The following is a 20,299-nucleotide window of genomic DNA, read 5'->3' on the forward strand; positions in this document are numbered from 1 at the left end:
GGGCAGGTGCCCAGCACCAGACAGAGAACGGGATTCTCTTTGATAATGCCTTTGGTCAGTTCTTTGAGGTAACTGCGTTTTTCCATTACTCTGCCCCCTTTACATTTTCGTTATAGAGCCGACACGCGTCGTTGACCGCCTTGGTGACGGCGCGTGAGCTGATCGTCGCGGAGGTGACCGCGTCGACCGTCTGCGCGTTGCCGGAGGCGTCGTCCTTGCTGACGACGATATCCTCGTTGACGTTCAGACCCTTGTATTGATCACGGAAGGATTCGTTTGAGGTGTTTTTGCCGAGACCCGGCGTTTCATCATTATTATAGAATACGTCTACGGCGATGATCGAGCCGTCGGCGATGCCGGTCATGACCTTGACCTGTCCGCCGTAGCCCTGGGTGGCGGTGGAGATCGCATAGCCCACCGTCTTGCCGCTGTCATCCAGACCCTTATACATGGTGTCGGGGATGACCTCTTCAAAGGTTTTCGCGCCGGGACAGACGGTCAGCATACTTTCTTCCTTGCTTTGCTGATCGTTGGCGGCGATCTGTTTGGCGGTGATGTTGTTGGTCAGCGCCAGCGCCGCGGTGACGACCAGACAGATCAAAAACAGGGAGAGCGTCGGGATCAAAACCGCTTTCGGGGTGATTTTTACTTTCATTTCTGCTCCCCCTTCTTCTTTTTGATGTAGCCCAGTGTGCGGGGAATGGTAGCGCGCTCGATCAGCGGCACCAGAATATTCATCAACAGGATCGAGAAGGATACGCCCTCGGGCATATTGGAATAGGCGCGGAGCAGGATCGTGAGGATACCGCAGCCGACGGCATAGATCACCTTGCCCCACTTGGTGACGGGCGAGGTAGTGTAGTCGGTCGCCATGAAGATCGCGCCGATCATCAGACCGCCCGAAAGCAGCTGATACAGCGGATCGAGTCCGACGATCAGGCTCATCACAGCTGCTGTCGCGAGATAGACGCAGGGGATGATGGGGGAGATGACCCGGCGGACGACCAGATAGACGCCGCCCAGGATCAGCGCCGCGGCACAGACCTCGCCGATGGAGCCGCCGCAGCGACCCAGCAGAAGATCGACATAGGAGTAGATGCCGGGCTCAGCCGCCAAAGGCGTCGCGGAGGTGGTCGCGTCGATCGCGGCAGCCTGAGGAGCGCCTGCCGCGGTGACCCAGTGCATCATCGGACGGGGGAAGGATACCAGCAGGACGATACGCGCCGCTAACGCGGGATTGACAAAGTTCATGCCGATACCGCCGAACATTTGCTTGACCACGACGATCGCGATCAGACAGCCGAACATGGCGATCAGTGGATTGATGTCCACGGGTAAGTTCAGCGCGAGCAAAAGACCGGTCACGACGGCGGATAAGTCGCCGATGGTCGTGTCGCGCTTCATGATCTTGCGCGAGATGAATTCGAGCAGCACACAGGTCGCGATGCAGATCGCTATCAGTACCATGGAGCGCAGCCCGAAGATCACGCACGCCATGACCGCCGCCGGGATCAGCGCGATGATGACGTCGAGCATGATGCGGCGGGTGGTGTTATTGCCTCTAAAATGCGGTGAGGAGGAGACGTGTAATTTTGCTTCCATTACTTCTTACCTCCCTTATCTTTCGAGGCGATCTCTTCACGCTTTGCCTTTTGGATCAGCGCCTTGCCCACGCGGATATTCTGCACCAGATGGCGCTTAGCGGGACAGGTGAAGGAACAGCAGCCGCATTCCATGCAGTTCATGGCGTTGTAGAATTTCAGCCCGTCGATATCGCCGCGGTCAGCCGCGTTCGCAAGCTCCAGCGGCTGTAAGTGCATCGGACACGCGTCCAGACATTTGCCGCAGCGGATGCACGCCGTGGGTTCGTGATGCTTCGCTTCTTTCTCGGACAAAGCCAGGATCGCGTTGTTTTGCTTGAGGATATACAGATCATCGTTCGGCAGGGCGATACCCATCATGGGGCCGCCCATGATCAGCTTGTAGGGCTGTTCCTTATAGCCGCCGACGAATTCGATGACGTCCTTGATCGGGGTGCCGATGGGAGCGATGACGTTGACGGGGTTTTCGATACAGCCGCCGTCGACCGTCAGTCGGCGTGAGATCAGCGGGATACCCGTCTTGAGATAACGGGAGATGAAGGCGATGGAGCCGACGTTCATCACAAGACAACCCGCGTCGCTGGGCAGACCGCCTACGGGGACCTCGCGTCCGGTACACGCCTTGATCAGGATCTTCTCGGCGCCCTGCGGATAGGTCGCCTTGATGGGCAGTACGCGGATCTCGTCCTCGGGATCGACCTTGCTGTCGGCGATCTCGCGCAGTGCCTTGATCGCGTCGGGCTTGTTGTTCTCGATACCGATGATCACGCGGTGGATACCGAGGAATTCCTTGACCGTGATGATGCCCGAGATCACATCCCATGAGTTCTCGAGGATCTCGCGGTGGTCGGAGGTGATGTAGGGCTCACACTCGGCGACATTGATGATCATGGTGTCGACATTCTTGTCCGAGGGGATATTGAGCTTGACGGATGTCGGGAATCCCGCGCCGCCTAAGCCCACCAGACCGCTGTTGCGGATCGCGGTGATCAGATCGGACAAGCTTTCGACCTTGGGCGGTCGGATGTCGGGAGAAAGGCGCTGTTCACCGTCGCTTTCGATGAAGATCGCTTCTACCTTACCGCCGTCGGGCATGGTGATTTTGTCGATTTTTTTGACTTTACCGGAAACACTGGCGTGGATCGGAGCGCTGACAAAGGCGTCGCTGCCCGCGATCTGCTGACCGACGTCCACGATGTCGCCGACCTTGACCAGCGGCTTACACGGCGCGCCGATATGCTGTGTCATCGGCAGAGCGACCATACTCGGCACCGGCAGCATCAGGCTCTCTTTGTGCGCTGTATTCTTGTTGTGCGGAGCATGTACGCCGCCCTTGGTGCGGTAGGGTCGCTTAGGAAAACTAAGTTCAGCCAAAAATATACCTCCTTCATAACAATATATACTTACTCTATTTAATAATTTAACGTATTAAAACACGCTATTAATATATAATAACATTAATAAGGCTGTTTTTCAATATAAAATAATTGTTAAATAAATAACTTATTGTCGAAGAATCAAGAGCAAAGGAGAGCTAAATATGCAGTTTTTATGGGCTTTTTTGGTAGGTGGAGCGCTGTGTCTGATCGGACAGGTGTTGATCGACCGCACCTCGCTGACCCCGGCCCGGATTCTGACGGGGTTCGTGGTAGCGGGCGTTGTGCTGTCCGCGATCGGGTTGTACGAGCCGCTCACGGAGTTCGCGGGTGCGGGCGCGACGGTGCCGCTGTCGGGCTTCGGGCATTTGATGGCGCAGGGTGTACGCGACGCGGTAGACAAAGAGGGCGCGATCGGGATCCTGACCGGTGCGCTGTCCTCGGCGGCAGCGGGCATCGGCGCGGCAGTGGTGCTGTCGCTGACGGCGGGATTGATCAGCAGACCGAAGGAGAAGTAGAGATAATTAGGAATTAGTAATTAGGAATTACCGGACGATGCAACGTTTATTGTAGGGGAGGGTCTTGACCCTCCCGCTGCAATGCGTTTCCTATATCGAAAACGTAAGATAAAACAGAAATATTTCTGTCGTGCGGATGGTCAATGACCATCCCTACGGAAACAGGTATTTGCTCCGCATGATGCAGCAATCGAAAAGGAAAGGTTTCGGTACGTCGGACACGCGTGTCCAAGCGCCGTACCCTACGGAAGTCAGTATTTGCTTCGCGGTGAATGACATTTATCCGGAACGTTCCGGGAGGAGCATTCCTCGGCGGAGACGCCTTTCTCTAAGCGAGAACGGCAACCCTTTTGTCCGCTTCGCGGACATTTCCCCTATCAGGGGAATCTCCCACTGTCACTTCGTGACGTCTCCCCAACGGGGAGCACCCCTCCCCTACACAATTTGACGGAAACGTCGCGTCCTCGTAATGAAAACAAAAAAAAGACACATGGAATCCATGTGCCTTTGATCGATGTCTTTATCATTGAGAAAAAAGAAAAGGGCACGCGTGCCCAAACTAAAAACGGAGGACTATTGCCCTCCGCCTTTAGTGCTTACTGTATTGAATAATCGAGGTATTCCTCAAGTTCTTCTTCTTCTCTCTTCTGCTTCTCTTTTATGACAAAGAAAGCGGTAACCGCAGCTGTGATAGCTGCTACTGCGGCAGCAATCCAGATAATCCACTTTACAGTTTTTTTACCATCGCAATTATTACACATACCGTGCCTCCTGAATCTTAATGTAATACAATGTATAAGAAAATAATACCAGAAATTTTGAAAAAGTCAATATATTGTATGTAAGTTTCTGAAAACTTTCATCATTTGCGGTACATATTGGGGTGATCGGGCAAAATCAATCACCGTGACAGCTTTATTATTGCCGCGGATGGGGCGATTATGCGGCGTTTGCGGTTTGAATCAAAGCTCTGCCGCGGGACGTCGAACACGCGTGTTCAAACGTCGTCCCCTACAAAAAGAGGCTACCACATCATCAAAGTGATAGCCTCCGGTCATTCTGTTATTCCGCGTCCTCCAGCTCGGCGGTATCGTATACCAGCGGCATGTGATACTCGCGCTCGTAGATCTCTTTCCACAGCTGATAGTTGCGGTCGAGCATATCCTTGACGCTCTCGCGGTAGGACAGATCGGGATTCGGATAGATCGGCTCGCCGATGTGGATGGTGTATTCCTGTACAAAGAAGCCGTCCTCGCCCATGATATCGGAATCCTGCATGGTGATGAAGCACGGCAGGACGGGTACGTTGTTGCGTACCGCAAAGCTGTAAGCGCCGTTCTTGAGGGGCTTGGGCTTGCGGTAGTTCCACCACATGGACTGCTCGGGATAGACGAGGATGAAGTCGCCCTTTTGCAGGAGCATATCCACGCCCTTCATGAACTTCTTCATGGTGCGCAGGTTCGAGGAGAGGGGCAGGGTGTTGCAGTTGCGCATCAAAAAGCCGTAGAAGCCGGGGAACGAGGTATAGTTGCCCTCGCGGATGACGCGCCAGAAAGTGCGGTCGGGCTGCTGTGCCGCGTCGTATGCCAGCTGGATCGCAAAGCTGTCGAAGGCGTTGAAGTGGTTGCAGGTGATGATCGCACCGCTGTTCAGATTGCGGAAGTTCTCGATACCCTTGATGTCCTTGATGATCAGCTTTTTGTCCGCGATCAGATAGTTGACGTAGCGGCGTGCCGCGGCAAAGGCTACCTTGCTCTTCATCTTCTTGGTGATACCGCGCTTGCCGTATTCGATCTCGTCGGGCATGAGGGTGCGTGAGGGCGGATCGTCCTCGACGTCCACGTCGAAGCGGCCTTCGCGCTCGAGCTGTGCGATCTTTTCGAGTATTTCAACTCTGTCCTTGGCACGGACGTAGCTGTCGAGCTGTTTTTGGTAGTTATCGTCACGATCGGTTTCAAATTTCGCCAATGCTAACAAGTTGTCCATGACCTCCGCATCATTTATTCTATCTTCATCGGTGAAGTTATCGAGCACCGCCTTGATCTCGTCATACACCTCGGTCTCTTCGGCGTAATGCCAGAAGATGTCGCCGCCGGTGCAGTCGGGGTAGTGCCACGGCTTGCTGACCATGATATAGTGGATGATTTTTGCTTCTTCGATCGGATAGGGGAAGGAGCAGTATGCCTCGGTGTTCCAGCGCTGGTCGAGCCACAGGATGTGATCCTTGCAGATCAGGTTGAGGTAATCCTCGTCCTGGGTGACGACGAACTGGTATTCCGCCAGACGGTCGGCAAAGCGCTTGAGGATCTCTTTTTCACGGAAGAGCTTGGCGTTGATCAGCAGCAGACCCGCGTTGAAGAAGTTATGGCGCGATACGCCGACGACCTTTTCGGCATAGGTGCCGTAGTGGTCGGTCTGCACCATCGCCTGTTCGTGGCACGCGCCGATCCATTTGTCGCCCAGATCGGTGTTGTACAGCTCGCTGATATCGCCCTGCACGACGGTGTCGCCGTCGATATAGATGACCTTGTCGTACTCGGGGAACATATCCGCGATGAACAGGCGGAAATAGGTGGTATTGCTGTAATAATCGCGCACGGGCAGCGCGTCGGTGATGGCATGCAGACGCTCGCTGACGTCGGTGAAGATGACGTCAAAATTCTCGTTGCCCTCAGCGAGCTTGGTCGCTTTTTTCTGTGTTTCTTCAGAGATGCCCGCGTGCAGGATATAGATGCAGTAGTGATAATCGGGTGAGGCGTTCACCATCATCGAGTGGATGGATACGACGGAATACTTGATAAAGCCTTCGTCACACGCGTAAAAAATCGGTATAGTTTTCTTGTTCATAGCTCTTACTCCGGTTTACTCTTCGTCATAATCGTGAGGTATTCGTTGAGGATGTCGTCAAATTCGTAGTAGCCGAAAACATTGTGGACCTTGTCGACCTGCCACTGCTTGATGTTTTCGGTGTGGGGGTAGGGGGTGTAGAACAGACGCTTGGAAAAATGTCTGACCACCGTGTGCGGGTGGAGAAATTTTTGGTCGTTGAAGCGCTGGGGCAACAGCTTTTTCTTTGTTGTCGCGTGGATCAGCGCTGTCTGGTCGGCAAAAAGGAATTTCTTTCGCCTTAATTCGCGGCGTGCCTTTTCAAATAAGCCATTCTTAATTGACTGCGCCATGTTGAACAGCAAAACGCCGGCGTTGACATAGTTGGGATACAGGAGGTATTTGCCGTAATGGTCGCGTGCCGCGGCGTATTCATAGCCCTCAAGGTCGATATCGTACAGCAGATGCACGTCGCGCTGGAAGAGGATATCCGCGTCGAGGTACAGCAGTTTGTCGTCCTTGGGGATGTCGTCGACCAGATCGGCGAGCAGCCGCAGCAGGGTGTAGGGCGAGCAATAGGCGCCCTCGTTGGGACAATAGGCGAATTCCTGCTCATACAGGGCGGTGACGTCGATGACCTTCAGGGTGTTTTCAGGATTATATTTTTGCACGGTCTTGCGGAGCAGTTCGATGTGCTCCTCGGGGACGCCGGTATATTTGGGATTCAGTCGGGGCAGTTCCATGGTAAAGATCCGGAACGAAAAGGGTTCGTCGGATTTCGTGCGCTTCATCAGCGATAAGGCGCAGGTGAGAAATCCGTCGAAAACACCGTCGTTTCCGCAGAATAGTACGTTTACCATGATATACCTCCGTTGATTGATGATGGTTTCACGCTGACAAGAGGTCAGGTGACATCAGGAAGATGACAGCAGTTTTTCAGCCTGATTCAGTCTGCTGAGTCGTGTCGTCCTCTTTTTCCTTTTTGATGTATTGGATGACCTCGACATTGGAGAGCTCGGCGCGTCGGCACATCTGCTCATACACCTCGTCGCGCAGCTTTTTGCGGCGCTGCTTGAGGGGCAGCTCCATATCGGGGTAAAAAGGCCCGTCGATGTAGGTGGTCATGCGCGGTTTGCGCTTGTTGCCGCGCTTCTGGTAGGTGTTGACAAAGCAAAACACCGGCGTTCCGTCCTTGGCGGGATAGCCGAAGGAGCCGTCGGGAAAGGGTCGGATATGGGTGTAGTACGGCCAGATATGCGCCTCAGGATAGATCACGACGGCGTGGTGCTTTTCGATGCGGCCCGCGATGCAGTCCTGAAAGTTGCGATAGGCATCCCGCGTATCGGGCAGCGGGATCGCGCCCAGCGAGGGGTTGATCCGTCCGAGATACGGCATCGATACGTTATTGGCGTGCACGATGAAGGACACCCGCTTGGGAAAGCAAAAGACGTTGGGTGTGAAAGGATCGCCGATCGCCTGTGTATGGTTGCCGTACAGGTAGATACCCTGCTTGCGAAAGGGCTTGAGCTTTTCGCGTCCGACCGATCGCTGGTGCAGGCTGAGCTTGGCGTACAGAAACGCGATCGGCGTCGCGACGATGCGATACCAGAAGAAGCGGGTGAACGCGCGGACGGGTCCCTTGCGGTCATAGACATAGTCGCCGTCGATCTTCTTTGCTTCGATGACCGCCGTGGAGAATTCATCGTTGAGTTCATCCTGATAGTATATCACCTTGCGGTTATCCACGAACAGCCTCCTTTACGCAAATTCCGTCGGCATGACGCTTCATGATACGCCGTTTGGTCACGGCGTTTTTCGGGAATCATTATAGCAAAGTTGTGAAGCGTTGAAAAGTAACTGTCGCCCCAAAACTGTCTACATCTGAACGCGATGGTTCTACAAAGCTCTCAACAGCGGGTAGAACGGGCTCTACCGACAGTAGAACGCACCGAAAAAACGCACTGTTCATGCGGATTTTTCGCAAAAACAGCACTCTACCGACCGAATTCGGGGGATTTAGACCGAATCTGCCGCGCATGGCAGAAAAAACGACTCCGTGATGATCGGAGCCGTTGTATCAAAAAGCAATAAAATAACACAATCTATTGCAAAAAATCCGTATCGCTGCATTGTCGGCAAACAGGCGTCAATCATAAAATTATTATAGCAATACAGAATAATAAAATCAATAGGAAAGTCCTGTCTGAAATGAAAAAAACCTGCTTTTTTTATGAAAATAATTCAGATTTTCTGAAAATGGTTTTGCGGTAAATTATCATCGACTTTACTCCCATATCATTAAGGAAAGGAAAAGGTATATCGCTGACGTTCGATCGAATGATGCGATTCCCGAAAGGAGCCTTTCTTAATCAAATGATATTGCGCTTTATCTCAGCTTTTTTTGCAGGGGTAGGGGCAGTTTTCACAGGAGCAGGAACAGCTTTTCCCCTTGCGTTTGCGCAGGATGATGAAAACCACCGCCGCGATCACAGCCGCGGCGATCGCGCAGATGATCAGGATATCGGCAAGGTTCATATTCAGCCTCCCATTCCGCACAGCACACAGATCAGGTGAACGATCGTGGTGACGAGGTAGGCGACGACGCACTGCCAGATGACCACGCCGATCGCCCATTTGTGTCCCAGCTCACGCTTGACGGAGGCGATCGCCGCCACACAGGGGGTGTAGAGCAGGCTGAACACGAGGATGGAGATCGCGGTCAGGGCTGTCATCGCCGAGCTGATACCGCCGGTGTAGAGGATCTTTAAGGTGGAGACAACGCTTTCCTTCGCCATCACGCCGCTGATCAGTGAGGTGACGATGCGCCAGTCGCCCATGCCGAGCGGTGCGAATATCGGCGCGATCAGCCCCGCCAGTTGGGCGAGGATGCTGTCCTGTGAGTCGGTGACCATGTTGAACTGCAGATTGAAGTTTTGCAGGAACCAGACGATGATCGTAGAGATGAAGATGACGGTGAACGCCCGCTGGATAAAGTCCTTCGCCTTATCCCACAACAGGCGGATCACGTTCTTCGCGCCGGGCAGTCGATAGTTGGGCAGCTCCATGACGAACGGCACCGCCTCACCCTTGAAGATCGTTCTCTTATACAGCATCGCGATCAAAATCCCGACGATGATGCCCAAGAGGTAGAGTCCGGTGAAGATCAGCCCTCTGTACTGCGTGAAAAAGACGCTGACAAAGAAGCCGTAGATCGGCAGCTTAGCCGAACAGCTCATAAAGGGGGTGAGCAGGATGGTCATCTTGCGGTCGCGCTCACTGGGCAGGGTACGCGTCGCCATGACGGACGGTACGGTACAGCCGAAGCCGATCAGCATGGGAACGATACTGCGTCCCGACAGACCGATCCTGCGGAGCAGTTTATCCATAAAGAACGCGACGCGTGCCAGATAGCCGCTGTCCTCCAGGATCGACAGGAACAAAAACAGCGTGATGATGATCGGCAAAAAGCTGAGCACACTGCCGATGCCCGTAAAGACGCCGTTGGTGACCAGCCCCGTAAGGATCGGGTTGACGTTGGCGCTTTCCATCGCGTTTTTTGTGATATCGGTCAGATTGGAGATCCCCGCATCCAACAGGTTTTGCAGGTTGCCGCCGATCAGATCAAAGGTCAGCCAGAAGATCAGCCCCATGATGAGGATGAACATCGGGATGGCGGTGAACTTTCCCGTCAGGATGCGGTCGATCTTGACGCTGCGGCGATGCTCGCGGCTTTCGGCGGGCTTCGTCACGGTGCGGGAGCAGACCTTGTGGATGTAGGAAAAGCGCATATCTGCGATGGCGGCGTTGCGATCCAGCCCGCATTCCTTTTCCATCTGGGTGATGATGTGTTCGAGCATTTCTTTTTCGCCGCTGTCAAGGTTCAGCTTTTCGAGGATGAGCTCATCGCCGTCGACGACCTTGCTTGCCGCGAAGTGCAGGGGGATGTCGGCTTTTTTTGCCTTGTCCTCGATCAGGTGACGCACCGCGTGCAGGCATCGGTGTACCGCGCCGCCTTTTTCATCGGCGGAGCAAAAGTCCTGCCGCATGGGTTTTTCCTGATAATGCGCGATGTGGATCGCGTGCGTGACCAGCTCGTCCACGCCTTGATTCTTGGCGGCGGAGATCGGCACGACTGGTACGCCGAGCAGAGATTCGAGCTGGTTGATGTCCACGGAGCCGCCGTTGGCGGTCAGCTCGTCCATGATATTCAGCGCGACGACGACAGGGGTGTCCATCTCGAGCAGCTGCATGGTCAGGTAGAGGTTGCGCTCGATGTTGGTCGCGTCGACGATGTTGATGATCGCGCGGGGCTTTTCGTCCAGTACAAAGCTGCGCGAGACGATCTCTTCATTGGTATAGGGCGACATCGAATAGATGCCGGGCAGATCGGTGATGAGGGTGTTTTTGTGGCCCTTGATGACGCCGTCCTTGCGGTCGACGGTCACGCCGGGGAAGTTGCCGACATGCTGATTGGAGCCTGTCAGCTGATTGAAGAGCGTGGTCTTGCCGCTGTTCTGGTTGCCGACTAAGGCGTAGGTCAAGATCGCGTCATCGGGCAGAGGATCGCCGCTGCCCTTGGGGTGGAATTTACCGCCCTCACCTAAGCCGGGGTGGTCGCTCTTTGCCTTTTTAGGAGGAGATATCTGATTGGTTTTTTCGATCGGTTCGACCTCTATTTTTTCAGCTTCGGCAAGGCGCAGGGAAAGCTCATAGCCGTGGAGCGTGAGCTGCATGGGGTCGCCCATGGGGGCGAGCTTGACCAGCTTGACCTGTGTGCCGGGGATCACGCCCATATCCAGAAAATGCTGGCGCAGCCGTCCTTCGCCGCCTACCGCCGTGATGACGGCGGATTGTCCTGTTTTCAGTTCTTTTAATTGCATGAAGGGTACTCCTTTGTGTATCTATTAAAAATGATACCGAATGACTTGCCGTTTGTCAACAATATATGGCGATAGTCGGGCGTTTTTATTCCGATTGCGGGATCAATTCATCAAAAACGGTTGTGATCCCGCTTGACAAACGTTTAACATAGGTATAGAATAAATGCAGAAAACACCACAGGGGGGCTGACGCAGAGTCGGCTGAGAGTAGAGCTGAGGCGCTCTTGACCCTTATACCTGATACGGATAATGCCGTCGTAGGGAGCTGTCATCAAGTTGATCTGGCACCATGCGGAGGCGTGGTGCTTTTTTATTTTCAATAGTCATTGCGAAGGGCGCAATGGTTAAGGTTGAGATTGCCACGTCGGAACAAAGTTCCTCCTCGCAATGACAATCTGAAATGCGCCCTGTGGCAATCTCAACTTATAATAAGGAGGTATTTGTATGAACGCAAGTGTAGCGATCCAGACGCTGCCCGAGGCACAGAATGACGAAGAGCTGATCCGCATCGTCGACGAGGTCATCGCGTATATCAAGAGCACGGGGCTCAAATGCTATGTCGGTCCCTTTGAGACCGCGATCGAGGGCGATTATGACGAGCTGATGGATATCGTCAAGGAATGTCAGCATATCGCCATCCGCGCGGGCGCGCCGTCTGTGCTGGCGTATATCAAGGTCGATTACCGACCGGAGGGGGATGTACTGACGATTGAGCGCAAAGTTACGAAGCACCATCAGTAAGGTCGCGCCGCGTGTCGGGATCTTTCTGCTGATACTGGCGATATGGTACTGCGTGTGCCGCTTTACGGGGATCCCCAAGTTCGTCCTGCCCTCACCGGGGGATGTGATCGGGGCGTTCAAGGAGGATTGGCAGCTGATGCTCAGTCACGCGCGTGTGACGCTGACCGAGACCATGATCGGTCTGTTTTTCGGCATCCTGATCGGTTTTTTGACGGCGGTGCTGATGGATCGGTTCGCGCTCGTGCGCAAGACGGTCTATCCGCTGATCGTGGTCAGCCAGACGATACCCACCGTGGCGATCGCGCCGATGCTCGTCATCTGGATGGGTTATCAGATGCTGCCGAAGATCGTGCTGATCGTGCTGGTCGTGTTCTTCCCGATCGCGATCAGCCTGCTGCAGGGATTTTCCGAGGTGGACAAGGATACCGTCAATTTGATGCGCTCGATGGGCGCGAATCGGATGCAGATCTTTCGCTATGTCAAGCTGCCGAATTCGCTGGGACATTTCTTTTCCAGCTTGAAGATATCGGTATCATACGCGGTCGTCAGCGCGGTCGTATCGGAATGGATCGGCGGCACGGAGGGTCTGGGCTGTTATATGACCAGAGTCCGCAAGTCGTTTGCCTCCGACAAGATGTTCGCGGTGATCATTCTGATCTCCGTGATCAGCCTGATCCTGATCTGGTTGACAGAGTTGATCCAGCACGCGTGTATGCCGTGGGAAAAAACACATTACCATCACAGGAGGAGTAAAGAATGAAAAAACTGATTGCTGTTATTTTAGTATGTTTATTGGCGATGGCAGCCGTAACGGGCTGCGGATCGCAGAAAACCGAAACCGATAAGTCGACCGCGGATTCCGCTGAAAAGACAAAGATCTCCTTTGTCCTCGACTGGACGCCCAACACCAACCATACGGGTCTGTATGTCGCAAAGGATAAGGGTTATTTTGAGGAAGCCGGTCTGGACGTAGAGATCGTTCAGCCGCCCGAGGACGGCGCAGAGATGCTGGTCGGTTCCGGCAAGGCGCAGTTCGGCGTGTCGTTCCAGGATTACCTGCCCCCCGCGTTGGCAGGCGCAGACGCGATCCCGATCACGGCTGTCGCGGCGCTCGTCCAGCACAACACCTCCGGCATCATTTCCCTGAAAGGAAAGGGCATCGACAGCCCCAAGGGTCTGGAAGGCAAGAAGTACGCGACCTGGGATCTGCCGATCGAAAAGGCGACCTTGAAGAAGGTGGTCGAGGATGACGGCGGCGATTTCAGCAAGGTCGAGCTGATCCCCTCTACCGTGACCGATGAGGTGTCCGCGCTGCAGTCGGGTACCGTTGACGCGATCTGGGTCTATTACGGCTGGGCAGGTATCGCGACGGAGCAGGCTGATCTCGAGACCGATTTCTTCGCGTTCAAGGACGTCGATCCGGTATTTGATTATTATTCTCCCGTTGTCGTCGGCAATAACACCTGGATCGAGGAGCATCCCGACGAGACAAAGGCGTTCCTCTCCGCGCTGAAGAAGGGCTATGAATACGCGATCGACGATCCCGACGGCGCGGCGGATATCCTGCTGAAAAACGCGCCCGAGCTGAACGCCGAGCAGGTCAAGGCGAGCCAGAAGTATCTGTCTAAGGAATACATATCCGACGCAAAGCGCTGGGGCTTTATTGACGCCGCGCGCTGGAGCGCTTTCTTCAAATGGATCAACGATAACAAGCTGTCTGAAGCCGAGGTTCCCGAGAACGGCGGCTTTACCAACGAATATCTTCCCGAGTAATGGCGGAGCTGGAAGTCAGAAATGTCACGTTCAGCTATGACGGCGAGAACAAGATCCTGAATAACGTAAATCTCAAGCTGAACGACGGTGAGCTGGTCTGTCTGCTCGGTGTGAGCGGCGGCGGTAAAACGACGCTGTTCAATATCATCGCGGGGCTCTTGGAGCCTCAGCAGGGACAAATACTGTTAAACGGCGAGGACATCACGGGACAGAGCGGCAAGGTCAGCTATATGCTGCAAAAGGATATGCTCCTGCCGTACCGCACGGTCGAGGATAATGTGGCGCTGCCGCTGATCATCAAAGGCATGAAGAAGAAAGAGGCACGTGAGAAGGTCGGCGGCTACTTTGAGGAGTTCGGCATCGAGGGAACGCAAAAGCGCTATCCCGTCGAGCTGTCGGGCGGCATGAAGCAGCGTGCCGCACTGCTCAGGACGTATCTGTTCTCGGCGCAGGTCGCATTGCTGGATGAGCCGTTCAGCGCGCTCGACACCCTCACCAAAAGCGAGATGCACCGCTGGTATCTGGACGTAATGGACAGGATCAAGCTCTCGACGCTGTTCATCACCCACGATGTGGACGAGGCGATCCTCTTGTCCGACCGCATCTATCTGTTGGACGGCGGCGGTCTCACCGATGAGATCGTCATCACTGAGCCGAAACCGCGCCGCAAGGAGTTTGTTCTGTCGGAGGAATTCTTACAGTACAAGCGCGATATCATCGCGAAGATCTACGCGGGCAAAACGGACGCTTGAACGAATCTCTCACCAATCGTAAACACTCAATCGTCATTGCGAACCTCCGTCAGGAGGTGTGGCAATCTCCACCGAAAAACCACGGAAAGAAGGTCATGGGATGAACCGATGCTTTATCTTCGGCGCGCTGAAAGTGAGCTGTTTGCCGATCAAGCCTGAGTCCGGCGACTTCATCATCGCTGCCGATAAGGGCTATGATACGGCGCTGTCATTGGGTATTGATCCCGACCTTGCGGTGGGGGATTTCGATTCCCTCAACAGGATCCCCGACGCGGAAAACGTCGTCACCCTGCCTGTCCGCAAGGATATGACCGATGTGGGTTATGCCGTGGAAAAGGGCTTTGAGCGCGGATGCGCGGAGTTCATCATCTACGGCGCTGTGGGCGGCGCGCTGGATCACACCTTTGCCAACGTCGCGATCGCGCACGATATCGCCCGCCGCGGCGCAAGGGCGCTGTTGATCGGCGAGGAATACTCCTTTACCGTGCTGCATGGATCCTCATTCACGTTTAAAGCGCGTGAGAGCGGCAGGATCTCGGTATTCGCCCTTGGCGGCACCGCGCAGGGCGTTACGATCCGCGGACTGGATTATGAGGTTGAGGACTGTTCGATCGAAAACACCTCGCATATCGGTGTGAGCAACGCCTTTGTCGGCAAAGAGGCGACGATCTCCGTCCGAGAGGGCGAGCTGTTGGTCGTATGGCAGACAGAATAGAAATAGATAAAAAATACAGGGAGCTGTCGCAGTTGATACGACAGCTCCCTGTTTAGCTTTCCCTTCGGGATAAAAAAGCCTTCCCCTCGGGGGGAAGGTGTCGACCATCGGGAGACGGATGAGGGGATAACCTTTCCTATAGATGTATGTCTCGGTGAGGATGTTTGCTGACCGAGGATTGAGGAAAAGTCTCACACTCTTTGTTAAGATAATCTTCCGGATAAGTAAGCCCCTCATCCGACTCAGCTTGTGCCGAGCCACCTTCCCCCCGAGGGGAAGGCTTGAATACTATGAATGAGCGGTTTTTCGGAACATCACGATCATCCAGATGTACATACAGGTTTTCGGGAGCATCAGCATACCGATCAGGGGGATCGCCTGCGCCCACAACACGACGGGCAGATAGAACAGAAAGCTCAGCGTGACCGCCAGCCACATCCATTTCAGCGGCTTATCCTGCTTTGCGGAGCGCAGCCAGAGGATCACGGTCATCACGCCCATGATGACGAACGGGATGTTGCGCAGGATACCCCACAGCAGGGACGGCTCGGCGCTCGTCCAACCGTTTTGCGGAAAACAGCACAGGGTGATGCGGATGATCGCGCAGACCCACAGGATGATGAGGATCGGCTTTTCGCCTTTGATATGATAGCGTTCACGCCGCGCGTACTCCATCAGCAGATAAAAGACGGTCATCGTGACGGAGGTGACGAGCTTACCGATACCGAGCGCGGCGGTGAAGTCGCCCTCGATCCAGTAGTTGAGGATACGCGGCACCAGATGAAACGCGTCGCCGCAGCCGAGGATCAGCGCCATCCATCCGAACAGGCGGATGTCCTTTCTGCCGTTGGCGTATTTGAGCAGACGGATACCGCTGACGATGGCAAAAACCAGATAACAAACGTCAAAGATACTTTCCGGTAAAGCGGGCATCAGGCGCATGGGGATGCTCCTTTCTTTCATAGGCTGAGATCGCGGTTCACTTCAAGATCGATAAAACAATCCGATAATCGAACGAGAGCCCGATTATCGGAGAATGTCAGCAACCGTCATGATCATTTGAGGGTAATGGAATTGAGCACCTCTTGGAACGCGGGAAGGTTCGCGCTCGCGTTCACCTTGCGGGTGACGTAATATACGGAATAGAAGTGCTTTTTATATTTGAAGGCGACCAGATCGCAGACCTGTACCAGCGCCGCGTCCTTGACCCTGTATTCAAAGCGGATGGCATACGCCTTTTGCTTGCCGATCTTCATTTTGTAATCGGTGACGCGCTGGTAGTTGAGCAGATTGCGGTGGAGAAAGGCTTCTACGTCGATCATATAGGATTCGGCGTCGGTGAAAAGATACTTAAAGCCCGCCTTTTTCCAGTTGACGGAAAGAATGATGTGCTTGTCGGCGTTATACACGCCCCAGCGGTCGGCGGGTGTGCGGAAATAGCGGATCAGCTCTTCTTCACCCATCAGGTCGAAGCCGTCGGGATAGGTCAGGTTGACCTCGTTGTTGATCTGGATACTGTTCATCTTCATCCTCCGTTCCCGCGTAATACACGTATAGTTTAAACCATTATACATCATGGCGAATCGTTTGTCACGAAAAAAATGCAAAAACATCTCGTTTTTTGATCACGACGCATTTGTCATGGTTTTGTCATGGTATATATGTTATCATAAGAGTATAACAGAGAGAAGCGCTCTCTGATACGATAGATCATTTTGTAATCGGAAGAAAGGAGAGATGATGATGAACACGATACTGACAACACAAAATCTGACGAAGAAATACGGCGACAAAATCGCCGCCGGCAACATCAATATCCATATCCGGGAGGGTGAGATCTACGGATTGATCGGCAGGAACGGCGCCGGAAAGACGACGATCATGCGGATGATCAGCGGGTTGTCCTCTCCGACGAGCGGCAGCTATGAGATCCACGGTGAACACAGCCGCGGGGTCGGCGTGCTGATCGAAAGCCCCGGCGTATACAACAATCGCTCGGCGTTTGATAACCTGAGGATCAAATGTATCGCGATGGGCTGTTACTCCAAGGAATATGTCGACGGTCTGCTGAAAACGGTGGGTCTGACGGATACCGGAAAGAAGAAGGTAGGCTCCTTCTCACTGGGAATGCGCCAACGTCTGGGCATCGCCCTCGCGCTGGCGGGAGATCCGAAGCTCATCGTCCTCGACGAGCCGATCAACGGTCTTGACCCGCAGGGTATCGCCGAGGTCAGAGAGACGCTCGAAAAGCTCCGGGATGAAAAAGGGATCACCGTGATGGTGTCCAGCCATATCCTCGAGGAGCTCGGCAAGGTAGCGGATTCGTTCGGGATCATCAACAACGGTGAGCTGATCCAGGAATTCACGAGTGAAGAGCTGGAACGCCGCTGCGGACAGTATATCACCGTCAACACCGACGATAACGAGAAGGCGATGGAGATCATCCGATCGCTCGGGATCGAAAACGCGGTACTCAGCGGCAGTAAAATACGGATCGACGAGCATCTGGATCAGACCGCGGCGATCAACAAAGCGCTGGTAACGGCGGGCTTAGCGGTCGACGAGATCCATACTACCAATATTTCGCTGGAGGATTACTACCTCAGCCTGACGGGAGGGAAGCATGATGACTAATTTATTAAAAATGGAATGGTATAAGCTCAGAACATCCAGGCTGTTTATCGTTTTATTGATCGTGACCTTTGCGCTCAACGCATTGCTTCTCGCGGCACTGCCGTTTGCCTCTTCGGCCTTGGGACAGGAGATGTCCGCGACAAACCTCTCCGCCGTCCTCGCTTCTCCCTTTGCGCTGGGACTGCTGATGATACCGATCTTCATCTCGGCGGTATCGTTTCTATATCTGGACTTTTCGGGAGGCTACATCAAGAATATCGCGGGACAGCTGCCCGACCGGGGCAGTATCGTATTCGCGAAATTCATCATGATCGGCGTCCATAACCTGATCTTCTTCCTCGTTGCCGCGCTGTCCGCTGTCCTCGCGTCAGCCGCGACAAGCGGTCTCGTCATGGATGAAGCGATAGGAGGCGGCGTGCTGACACTGCTGCTCAAATGGCTGTTATCCCTGTCCATTTGTACGATCCTGATGTTCTTCGCAGTCGGCATGAGAAACAAGACCCTCGCGATCATCATGGCGGTGGTCTTCTCGACAGGCGCGCTGTCACTGCTTTATCTGGGTATCAATTCGGGAATCTCGGCGCTCTTCAAGGTCGAGAACGTCAGCGTCGGTGACTACCTGCCCGATTCCTTGATGGGCTCCGTGAACGCGATCACAGGCGATCTGGTGGTCAACGCGATCATCGTAGCCGTCGCATTCATCGCGCTTTTCCTGAGTCTGACATATATCATGTTCAAAAAGCGAGACGTCAAGTAAAGAAATATCAAATCACCGAATCAACAAAAGCCTTTTCTTCATCGTTGAGAAAAGGCTTATTTTATTGCGGATTTTTGCAAATTAGGGAATGACAACGCTGATTTTTTGTGTTATAATAAATCAGATTGAGCTGTAAACGGTGACAAGCGGCAGTTCCGCATACAGCTTTGGGAGTATTGAGGTGACAAAAGAAGATGAAAGAAAAAATAAAAAAAGTAAAAAAGAAGAGGGACAAAAGATTTTTGATCCTGAATATCATCATCATCGCCGTGATCGTTTTTGCGTTCGCGTATGTCTGGACGGTCGGCGATGATTATACCCTGCACACGAACTTTTATCCGGAGGACGGAACCACCAAAAATGTGGTGGTCGACGTCAAGGATGACGACGTTGTGGAATTTGTCAACGTGCGAACCGAAAAGGGTGAGCTCGTGGCGGATTTTCGATCGGATAACCGCGGTAAGACGGATGTGCTGATCAGCTACAGCGTTGGTGACACAAAGATGGATCCGATGGTGTTCAATCTGGAGGTCAACGAGTTCGACACGATCATCGACCATACCATGGGCTCGGTCCGTTTTAACGGCGATAAGGTTGTGATCATCTCGATCATCGTCCTGTTGGCGTTGGCGGAGATCATGATGCTCTGGATGTACATCGATTACCGCAAACACGGCAAATTCTCTTATTCGATGATAGCCTGCGGCGGCTTGAGTATCTTCAACGCGATCCTGCTGGCGTATGTCATCTATTACCTCATCAACTGGCCGACGCTTTCGATCGGCGATTTCCTGATGCTGGTCACGGGCGCGGGCACGATCATGCTGATCATTCTGTTCCCGCTGATGTTGCTGCTCTCGATCCTTTTGGCGATCAGCAATATTTGGCTGATGAAGCACGAGGGGTATCGCCCCGTCAACGCGCTGGGTATCTTTTTCGCGGTCATTTGGGCATTAGGCACACTGTGGACGTTAGGGTTCTACTTCATCCCGTATGACAGCTTCAGCAGCGGAGGGGACAATTATAAGATATATAATCTGATCCTGATGGTACTGGTTTACGTTATCGGTTATCTGGAGTGTATGTTTATCTCCACGGTCATGTGCTCGTTCCTCGCGACCAAGTACAAGGTGCCGATGGATCGTGACTTTATCGTCATCCTCGGCTGTGCGATCCGCGGCGATGGAACGCTCACGCCGCTGCTCAAGGATCGTGTCGACAGTGCAGTCGCCTTTGAGAAAAAGCAGTATCGCACCAACGGCAAGCACGCTGTCTTTGTCCCCTCGGGCGGACAGGGCGCCGATGAGGTGATCTCCGAGGGTGAAGCGATGGAGAATTATCTCAAGAGTATCGGTATCCCTGAAGATCGCATCGCGCGTGAGGACAAGAGTACAAGCACCCTCGAGAATATGAAATTCTCCAAAGAAGTCATTGACGGCTTGTCCGACAGCGAGGATAAGAAGATCGCGTTCGCGACCTCGAGCTATCATGTGTTCCGCGGCTACATCATGGCGAAGAAAAGCGAGATGGAAGACGCCAAAGGTATTTCCGCAAAGACAAAGCCCTATTTCTTCCCGAACGCTTTTCTCAGAGAATTTGTCGGTCTGTTGTTCGACAAAAAGTGGAGTCACATCGTGTTCGTTCTTGCGATCGTAGCGTTCTTTGGTACCTTAGCTTATCTGATTATTTAATCAATGATTTTGATTAAGTAAAAATAGATTGATGA

Annotated in this window: 20 protein-coding genes and 1 riboswitch; of the genes, 9 read left to right on the forward strand and 11 right to left on the reverse strand. The window is 53.6% G+C overall.

Annotated elements, in window-relative coordinates; all coding sequences use genetic code 11:
• Positions 1–85: 85 nt before the first annotated feature.
• The 3 genes from JKK62_RS07210 to rsxC are packed head-to-tail and all read right to left on the reverse strand — an operon-like array spanning position 86 to position 2,975.
• Positions 86–655: an RnfABCDGE type electron transport complex subunit G gene (locus JKK62_RS07210; RefSeq protein ID WP_201427333.1), complete on the reverse strand. Its 570-nt coding sequence runs from the start codon at positions 653–655 to the stop codon at positions 86–88.
• A complete protein-coding gene (locus JKK62_RS07215; RefSeq protein ID WP_201427334.1) occupies positions 652–1,602 on the reverse strand; it encodes an RnfABCDGE type electron transport complex subunit D in 951 nt (316 codons plus the stop codon). Before JKK62_RS07215 ends, JKK62_RS07210 begins: the two co-directional genes overlap by 4 nt.
• Positions 1,602–2,975 (reverse strand): electron transport complex subunit RsxC, encoded by a 1,374-nt coding sequence (gene rsxC / locus JKK62_RS07220; protein ID WP_201427335.1) that lies wholly within the window; start codon positions 2,973–2,975, stop codon positions 1,602–1,604. The genes JKK62_RS07215 and rsxC overlap by 1 nt, the downstream gene beginning before the upstream one ends.
• Before the next feature lie 166 nt (positions 2,976–3,141).
• Here rsxC and spoVAE point away from each other — a divergent pair, with 166 nt between their 5' ends.
• On the forward strand, positions 3,142–3,495 hold the full coding sequence (gene spoVAE / locus JKK62_RS07225; RefSeq protein ID WP_201427336.1) for a stage V sporulation protein AE: 354 nt from the start codon (positions 3,142–3,144) through the stop codon (positions 3,493–3,495).
• A gap of 596 nt (positions 3,496–4,091) precedes the next feature.
• On the opposite strand, the gene JKK62_RS07230 is transcribed toward spoVAE, so the two are convergent.
• The 6 genes from JKK62_RS07230 to feoB all read right to left on the reverse strand — a co-directional run bounded on the left by JKK62_RS07230 (position 4,092) and on the right by feoB (position 11,201).
• Complete coding sequence (locus JKK62_RS07230) at positions 4,092–4,256, reverse strand: hypothetical protein (protein WP_201427337.1); 165 nt, start codon at positions 4,254–4,256, stop codon at positions 4,092–4,094.
• 301 nt (positions 4,257–4,557) lie between these two features.
• The gene (locus tag JKK62_RS07235) at positions 4,558–6,342 is read right to left on the reverse strand and encodes a glycosyltransferase (protein ID WP_201427338.1); all 1,785 of its coding nucleotides are present in this window, start codon (positions 6,340–6,342) and stop codon (positions 4,558–4,560) included.
• 5 nt (positions 6,343–6,347) lie between these two features.
• Complete coding sequence (locus JKK62_RS07240; protein WP_201427339.1) at positions 6,348–7,181, reverse strand: glycosyltransferase; 834 nt, start codon at positions 7,179–7,181, stop codon at positions 6,348–6,350.
• A gap of 76 nt (positions 7,182–7,257) precedes the next feature.
• Complete coding sequence (locus tag JKK62_RS07245; RefSeq protein WP_201427340.1) at positions 7,258–8,067, reverse strand: lysophospholipid acyltransferase family protein; 810 nt, start codon at positions 8,065–8,067, stop codon at positions 7,258–7,260.
• Positions 8,068–8,712: 645 nt separating this feature from the next.
• The gene (locus tag JKK62_RS07250) at positions 8,713–8,856 is read right to left on the reverse strand and encodes a FeoB-associated Cys-rich membrane protein (RefSeq protein WP_201427341.1); all 144 of its coding nucleotides are present in this window, start codon (positions 8,854–8,856) and stop codon (positions 8,713–8,715) included.
• 2 nt (positions 8,857–8,858) lie between these two features.
• A complete protein-coding gene (gene feoB, locus JKK62_RS07255) occupies positions 8,859–11,201 on the reverse strand; it encodes a ferrous iron transport protein B (protein WP_201427342.1) in 2,343 nt (780 codons plus the stop codon).
• Positions 11,202–11,370: 169 nt separating this feature from the next.
• A riboswitch (TPP riboswitch) is annotated at positions 11,371–11,482 on the forward strand.
• 163 nt (positions 11,483–11,645) lie between these two features.
• Between feoB and JKK62_RS07260 the strand changes: the two genes are divergently transcribed.
• The 5 genes from JKK62_RS07260 to JKK62_RS07280 all read left to right on the forward strand — a co-directional run bounded on the left by JKK62_RS07260 (position 11,646) and on the right by JKK62_RS07280 (position 15,182).
• Positions 11,646–11,942, forward strand: coding sequence for a thiamine-binding protein (locus JKK62_RS07260; RefSeq protein WP_201427343.1), 297 nt, complete (start codon positions 11,646–11,648; stop codon positions 11,940–11,942).
• Positions 11,911–12,702 (forward strand): ABC transporter permease, encoded by a 792-nt coding sequence (locus JKK62_RS07265; protein WP_201427344.1) that lies wholly within the window; start codon positions 11,911–11,913, stop codon positions 12,700–12,702. The genes JKK62_RS07260 and JKK62_RS07265 overlap by 32 nt, the downstream gene beginning before the upstream one ends.
• Complete coding sequence (locus JKK62_RS07270; protein ID WP_201427345.1) at positions 12,699–13,715, forward strand: ABC transporter substrate-binding protein; 1,017 nt, start codon at positions 12,699–12,701, stop codon at positions 13,713–13,715. The genes JKK62_RS07265 and JKK62_RS07270 overlap by 4 nt, the downstream gene beginning before the upstream one ends.
• Complete coding sequence (locus tag JKK62_RS07275; protein ID WP_201427346.1) at positions 13,715–14,467, forward strand: ABC transporter ATP-binding protein; 753 nt, start codon at positions 13,715–13,717, stop codon at positions 14,465–14,467. Before JKK62_RS07270 ends, JKK62_RS07275 begins: the two co-directional genes overlap by 1 nt.
• 100 nt (positions 14,468–14,567) lie before the next feature.
• Complete coding sequence (locus tag JKK62_RS07280; protein WP_201427347.1) at positions 14,568–15,182, forward strand: thiamine diphosphokinase; 615 nt, start codon at positions 14,568–14,570, stop codon at positions 15,180–15,182.
• Positions 15,183–15,470: 288 nt separating this feature from the next.
• Here the strand turns inward: JKK62_RS07280 and JKK62_RS07285 are convergent, their stop codons facing one another.
• Together JKK62_RS07285 and JKK62_RS07290 are read right to left on the reverse strand one after the other, a co-directional pair.
• Positions 15,471–16,145 carry a hypothetical protein gene (locus JKK62_RS07285; RefSeq protein ID WP_243411786.1) on the reverse strand — a complete coding sequence of 225 codons (675 nt, stop codon included), beginning with the start codon at positions 16,143–16,145 and terminating at the stop codon, positions 15,471–15,473.
• Positions 16,146–16,237: 92 nt separating this feature from the next.
• A complete protein-coding gene (locus tag JKK62_RS07290; RefSeq protein WP_201427348.1) occupies positions 16,238–16,705 on the reverse strand; it encodes a hypothetical protein in 468 nt (155 codons plus the stop codon).
• A 217-nt stretch (positions 16,706–16,922) separates the two neighbouring features.
• On the opposite strand from JKK62_RS07290, the gene JKK62_RS07295 reads away from it, so the two are divergent.
• The 3 genes from JKK62_RS07295 (at position 16,923) to JKK62_RS07305 (ending at position 20,264) form a co-directional block, all read left to right on the forward strand.
• A complete protein-coding gene (locus JKK62_RS07295; protein WP_201427349.1) occupies positions 16,923–17,816 on the forward strand; it encodes an ATP-binding cassette domain-containing protein in 894 nt (297 codons plus the stop codon).
• Entirely contained in the window at positions 17,806–18,573 is a 768-nt protein-coding gene (locus tag JKK62_RS07300; protein WP_207752157.1) for an ABC transporter permease, read from the forward strand. Before JKK62_RS07295 ends, JKK62_RS07300 begins: the two co-directional genes overlap by 11 nt.
• Before the next feature lie 194 nt (positions 18,574–18,767).
• Complete coding sequence (locus JKK62_RS07305; RefSeq protein ID WP_201427351.1) at positions 18,768–20,264, forward strand: YdcF family protein; 1,497 nt, start codon at positions 18,768–18,770, stop codon at positions 20,262–20,264.
• Positions 20,265–20,299: the final 35 nt, after the last annotated feature.

It is taken from the genome of Ruminococcus difficilis, assembly GCF_016680995.1.